4 protein-coding genes and 1 pseudogene are annotated in these 6,289 nt (G+C 58.7%); 3 read left to right on the top strand and 2 right to left on the bottom strand.

Features of this window, described 5'->3' with window-relative positions; all coding sequences use genetic code 11:
- Positions 1-243 precede the first annotated feature (243 nt).
- Positions 244-1,080 carry a DeoR/GlpR family DNA-binding transcription regulator gene (locus tag B2V90_RS13525; RefSeq protein ID WP_228221668.1) on the bottom strand — a complete coding sequence of 279 codons (837 nt, stop codon included), beginning with the start codon at positions 1,078-1,080 and terminating at the stop codon, positions 244-246.
- Entirely contained in the window at positions 1,080-2,609 is a 1,530-nt protein-coding gene (locus tag B2V90_RS13520; RefSeq protein WP_037490106.1) for a glycerol-3-phosphate dehydrogenase, read from the bottom strand. Before B2V90_RS13520 ends, B2V90_RS13525 begins: the two co-directional genes overlap by 1 nt.
- A gap of 181 nt (positions 2,610-2,790) precedes the next feature.
- On the opposite strand from B2V90_RS13520, the gene B2V90_RS13515 reads away from it, so the two are divergent.
- The 3 genes and pseudogenes from B2V90_RS13515 to B2V90_RS13505 all read left to right on the top strand — a co-directional run.
- Positions 2,791-3,666 carry an MIP/aquaporin family protein gene (locus tag B2V90_RS13515; RefSeq protein WP_228221667.1) on the top strand — a complete coding sequence of 292 codons (876 nt, stop codon included), beginning with the start codon at positions 2,791-2,793 and terminating at the stop codon, positions 3,664-3,666.
- A 31-nt stretch (positions 3,667-3,697) separates the two neighbouring features.
- Positions 3,698-5,188 carry a glycerol kinase GlpK gene (gene glpK, locus B2V90_RS13510; protein ID WP_161735059.1) on the top strand — a complete coding sequence of 497 codons (1,491 nt, stop codon included), beginning with the start codon at positions 3,698-3,700 and terminating at the stop codon, positions 5,186-5,188.
- Positions 5,189-5,431: 243 nt separating this feature from the next.
- A pseudogene (locus B2V90_RS13505) lies at positions 5,432-6,289 on the top strand (IS3 family transposase); the annotation flags it as partial.

Here is a 6,289-nt window from a genome sequence, read left to right as displayed (position 1 = left end):
CTAGCAACTGCAATTACAGATCCTGACCCTGAAGCGCGGGGGCGTCGCGGCGCTCGTTTGCATGCATGCCACGAAAGACTATGGGCAGGGCATTGGTCATCGGCTAGGTCGGGGCTGATCCGTTGCTCCTGAAAGATGGCGCAGTCCCTCTGAAGGTCATCACCGAAGCAGCCCCAGGAGGCTGTTCGCCCACTTGACGTATTGCCATGCAACCAAGTGTACCCGGGCTATCGCTTGGGAAGGTCAGCAAGTAATGCTGGTCTCGATCAGACTGACGCCATGACGTTCGCATGTGGAACGGAGCTTCGGATCGTCGATCCGATCAGTGACGAAGAAATCGATCACATCCATTCCACACACACGCACTGGAGCCGAGCGCCCCACCTTGCTGGAATCAGCTACAAGGATCACCTTGCGCGCGTTACGGATGATCGTCTGCGAGACTTCCACTTCATCGATCGCGAAATCGAGCAGACTTCCGTCAATGTCGATCGCCGAGATGCCGATGAGCGCATAGTCGACGCGAAAATTTTCGATGAAGCGCATTGCGAGCGCCCCCACCACGGCACGATCGCCGGTGCGCACCTTGCCGCCTACGCAGACAAGTTCCATCGCCTGATGATCTGAAAGGGTGTCAACGACGTTGAGATTGTTCGAGACCACCATGAGGTTGCGATGATGCACAAAATTTGCAGCCACAGCCTCGGTTGTGGTGCCGATATTCACGAACAGGGAAGCGCCATTGGGGATCAGCGCGGCAGCTGCTGCCCCAATACGAGCCTTCGCATTCGATGCGACAGTCCGACGTGCGTCATAGGCCAGGTTGTCAACGCCGGAGGTCACCAGCGCTCCGCCATGAATGCGGGAAAGCAGCGACTGTCCGGCTAGCACGTTCAGGTCCTTGCGGATCGTTTGCGGTGTTACGCCAAGCCGCTCGGCCAGATCCTCAACGGCAACGCTGCCAGCGCTGCGGGCTATCTCCAGGATATGCTCTCGACGTGCTGCGACGACATCGCCTTCAGCCGCGGTTCCTCGCTCCATTGCTCCTGCTTCCTGTTTCCTTGTGATCTTGCTGATCACTAAAGCGAAGCGACGCACCGGGAAAGTGTGCTGAGATAGGCATCGATTTCAGTCTCGGTCCCAGGCGGCACATGCAAGCCCAGCTTCGAGCGTCGGTAAAGAATATCCTCTGCTGTACGCGCCCATTCGGCCGCGAACAGATATTCTATCTCGGCGGCGTGGAGCCCGGCCCCGAAGTCCTCGCCCAGGTCAGCCGGAACGCTTGCGGCGCCAAGAATCTGGATCGCTTCTGTGCCATATGCCCGAGCGAGGCGGCGAAGCAACTTTGAGGGCATGTCCGGCCACCGCGATGACAGGTCAGCCACAAACCGATCAAAGTCCTGCCCCGGCAGATTTCCACCGGGCAGCGGTTCACCTGCTGTCCAGGCCTTCCCGGCAGTTGGGAACACTTCAGCTATATGCTCCATCGCATGCTCAGCCAATTTGCGATAAGTGGTGATCTTTCCGCCGAAGATACTGAGTAGTGGCGCCCGTGTTTTCTCGGGTTTCTCGAAATCGAGCACATAGTCACGCGTTACCGCAGAGGCGTCGGCAGCATGATCGTCATAAAGCGGGCGGATGCCGGCATAGCTCCACACGATATCGGACGGTGTAATCTCCTTTTCGAAATAGCGATTCACCGTCGCGCACAGATAGTCGACTTCGCCCTGGCTGATTTCAGCCTTGCCGGGTTCGTCCGTCCAGGGCTCATCGGTGGTGCCAATCAGTGTGAATTCGCCTTCATAAGGAATCGCGAAGACGATGCGACGGTCCGGATTCTGCAGCATGAACGCATGGTCGCCATCGTAGAGGCGCGGCAATATCATATGACTGCCCTTGACAAGCCGCACGCCGCGATTGTTGTTGCTGCGCCCGATGCGGCCAAGAACCTTATCGACCCATGGACCGGCGGCATTGACCAGCATCCTTGCGCGCACCTGACGGACTGTACCGGCTTTCGTTTCGAGCGTTGCAATCCACTCGTCATTTTCGTTTTGTGCTTGCGTTAGCTGTGTGCGTGTTTCGATCCGGGCGCCGCGGGCAGCCGCATCCATTGCGTTAAGTACGACGAGCCGGCTGTCTTCCACCCACCCGTCTGAATAGACGAAAGCCTTGCCCCGTTTCTTGCCCTTCTGGGGCTTGAGCCCGATCCCGCGCGGGCTGCGGTCGAGGTTTATCGTTTCGGTTCCGGGCAAGTTCTTCCGGCCACCCAGATTATCGTAAAGGAACAGGCCAAGTCGGACCATCCAGGCGGGGCGAGGGGAAAGTGATTGCGGGAGGACGAACCGCAGCGGCCACATGATGTGCGGCGCCATAGCCAGTAACCGCTCGCGTTCGATCAAAGCCTCTCGGACTAGGCGGAATTCGTAGTATTCCAGATAACGCAGCCCGCCGTGGATTAGTTTTGTCGATGATGAGGAGGTATAACTGGCCAGATCGTCCTGCTCTACCAGCAGGACCGAAAGTCCGCGGCCGGCGGCGTCGCGTGCTATCCCGGCGCCATTCACGCCTCCCCCCACGATCAACAAATCATAGGTTTCGACGTGCATACCGGTAGCAGGAGAGGGGGGCGGGCATGCGGTCATTCGATCTTCTCTCGATAGGAAGGCGGCGGAAGTGTCCTGGTTCGATCCGAAGGGCATCTTTCCCAGGCTTCTTTCGATAGAAAATAATATGCCAAAACCGAAAATGCAAACGAAAGAGTTGACGTTAATATGAAAGCGTGTGCAGATGGGGCAGTTTCAGATGAAAATTGTTCCAACGTGGGGAGACTTGAAGGTGGAATATCGCCGCGCCCTGATCGGCGAACTCATCTCCGAGGCCTTGGCGGTCGCGATCATAATCCTGATCGGTGATGGTGCGGCAGCCATGATCACCCTTTATGACCCGAGTCCCTATGCTCAGGCCTATTGGGGCGTTTGCATCGCCTGGGGGCTGGGCGTGACAATCGCGATCTATGTCACGGGTGCCGTTTCCGGAACACACGCCAATCCGGCGGTCACGCTGGCGCTCGCTTTTTTCCGTGGTTTCCCCAAACGCAAGATTTTGCCTTATTGGATAGCGCAGGTGATAGGTGGGTTCATCGGTGCCAGCCTGGTGCTGCAACTTTATCATCCGGTGATTGACGCTTATAATGCAGCCCATGGCTTGACGCGTGCGACAGGTGGCGCCGCAGGGGTATTCTTCACTCATCCCGGCGAACATATCACCCCGATCCACGCATTCTGGGATGAAGTGATCCTGACCGGCCTCCTGTTGCTGGGAATCTTCGCCATCACGGACGAGTTCAACGATGTTGCGCCACGGGCGAATTCGAGCGCTCTCATGATCGGTCTGCTGGTCGCGACCATTGGCGCGTCCGCAGGATATCTGGAAGCCTGGGCACTCAATCCCGCTCGCGATTTTGGGCCACGGCTTCTGGCTTGGCTCGCCGGATACGATCAGGCCGCTTTTCCAAGTCCCGAGAATTACTGGTGGGTCCCGATTGCCGCGCCGTTACTTGGTGGAACGCTCGGCGCTGGTCTCTATCAAATTGCCGTCAAGCCATATTTACCTTCGCGAAGCAAGTCAGGTGCGCCGGGCGATACGGACATGCCTGTCAAGTAAACCTTTGAAGAAAAGCCCGGAGAGCCGCCTAATGCCTCAGCCTGTGCACATTCTGGCCATCGATCAAGGCACGACATCGACGCGCGCCATCGTGTTCGACAGGCACGCGCGTCCCGTTGCAAGCGCGCAATGTGAGTTCGAACAACATTATCCCGACCTGGGGTGGGTGGAGCATGACCCGGAGGACATTTGGCGCGACACCCTCCGTCTTGCCAAAGAAGCTATCGAGAAGAGCGAGGTGGGTACCGGCGGCATTGCCGGCATCGGCATCACCAACCAGCGCGAGACAGTGGTCGTTTGGGAGCGCGGTACTGGGAAGGTGATCCATCGCGCCATCGTGTGGCAGGATCGCCGTACCGCCAGACTATGCGCCGAACTCAAGGGAGAGGAAGGATTTGAGGCGGAAGTGCGCTCGCGTACCGGCCTTCTCGTCGATCCCTATTTTTCGGGCACCAAGCTCGCCTGGATTCTTGATAATGTCGGCGGCGCCAGAGAGCGCGCTGAAAGGGGTGAGCTTGCGTTTGGCACCATCGATAGTTTCCTGATCTGGCGCCTGACGGGTGGGAAGGTTCATGCCACGGACGTGACCAATGCTGGTCGGACGATGCTCTACAACATCCGCGAGCAACGTTGGGATGAGGAAATGTGTCGTCTGCTGCGTGTGCCGATGCAGGTGCTTCCCGAGGTGCATGATAATGCGCATCATTTCGGCACGACTGACGCTGCGCTTCTGGGCGCAGCAATCCCCATTGCCGGTGTTGCCGGGGATCAGCAGGCCGCGCTGTTCGGTCAGGCTTGCTTTGGCGTGGGAATGGCGAAGTCGACCTATGGCACCGGTTGCTTCATGCTCCTCAACACGGGTACCGAGGCATTGGAATCAAATAACCGCCTCCTCACGACACCAGCCTATCGCCTGAACGGGCAGATGACCTATGCTCTTGAGGGTTCGATTTTCGTTGCTGGCGCGGCGGTGAAATGGTTGCGGGACGGGATCGGCGTCATCACGCATGCTCGTGAAACGAACGATATGGCTACGCGGGTTCCCTCCAGTCATGGTGTCTATATGGTTCCGGCTTTTGTGGGACTTGGCGCGCCTCACTGGGATCCTGATGCGCGTGGTGCGATTTTTGGCCTGACGCTTGACGCGACCCAGGCCCATCTCGCTCGCGCCGCGCTTGAGGCGGTCGCCTACCAGACTATGGATCTTGCAGAAGCGATGGTCTCAGATGGCGGCGCAGCCCCTGCCAAACTGCGCGTCGATGGCGGTATGGCCGCAAATGACTGGCTTTGCCAATTCCTTGCCGACATGCTCGAAACGAAGGTTGAGCGGCCCGTTCATCTTGAGACGACAGCGCTTGGCGCTGCCTTTCATGCGGGCCTTGCGACAGGGCTCTGGGCGGATCTCAACGCTCTGGCCGAAACCTGGACGCAGGGACAGATTTTTGAACCGAAAATGGCGAATTTTGAACGCAAAACGCTCGTCGCCGGATGGCAAGATGCAGTTCGCCGTACGTTGCGTTAGCAACACGATCGGAACCAGCAATGCTTCAAGGGTGGCATACTAATCTGATATCGGACGCGTCGTCGCACTTCGTCGCCATGATTGCGCAGCACCTCCATCAACACGCTGGTCTCGGCCTGCAAACAATGCTGGTTTTGAGCGAGCCCCCTTGAACCCGAAGCAGCGGCAAGGTCAGTGATATGATCTGCCCCCCGCTGAGTGGCCCAGAGACTATGATAGTCTGGACCACGAAAGGGACGATGAATGCCGAGCAAGAAGCACAAGCCGGAAGAGATTATCGGCAAGCTGCGTGAAGCTGAGATTGTGCTGGCGCAGGGAGCCTCGACAGCAGAGGCGTGCCGCCGGATCGCAGTCAGCGAGCAGACATACTATCGCTGGCGCAAGGAATATGGCGGCCTGAAGACCGACCAAGCGCGGCGGATGAAGGATCTGGAGAAAGAGAACCAGCGGCTACGCCGGGCGATTTCGGATCTGACGTTGGACAAGCTGATCTTGCAGGAAGCTGCCAAGGGAAACTTCTAAGCCCCGCGCGGCGGCGGCGCTGCATCGATCAGTTGCGACAAGATTTGCCGATCCGAGTGTCCGAGCGACGGATATGCCGGGTGCTAGGGCAGCATCGATCGACACAGCGCAAGGTGCCGCGTGGGGCGGATGACGAACAGGCGCTCACGGAGGACATCGTCGCGTTGGCGAAGCAATATGGTCGCTATGGCTACCGCCGGGTGACGGCGTTGCTGTGCCATGCGGGGTGGACGGTGAACCACAAACGGGTCGAGCGGATATGGCGACGCGAAGGACTGAAGGTCCCGCTGCGCCAGCCCAAACGGGGACGCCTGTGGCTCAACGACGGATCATGTATCCGCCTACGGCCTGAGTATCCCGGGCATGTGTGGGCCTACGACTTCGTCGAAGGGCGCACGCACGATGGCCGCAAGTTCCGGATCCTGACCATCATCGATGAGGCCAGCAGGGAGTGCCTGGCACTCATCGTTGCCCGGCAGCTCAAACACGAGGATGTGCTGGCGGCGCTGGCCGACCTGTTCATTTCTCGCGGTCCTCCGGTACATATACGGTCCGACAACGTCCTGGGTCACGAAGGAA

Source organism: Sphingobium sp. UBA5915 (genome assembly GCF_002431195.1).
Taxonomy (GTDB): Bacteria; Pseudomonadota; Alphaproteobacteria; order Sphingomonadales; family Sphingomonadaceae; genus Sphingobium; species Sphingobium soli.
The sequence above is the reverse complement of the archived record's forward strand: the minus strand, read 5'-3'. Positions and strand labels throughout refer to the sequence as shown.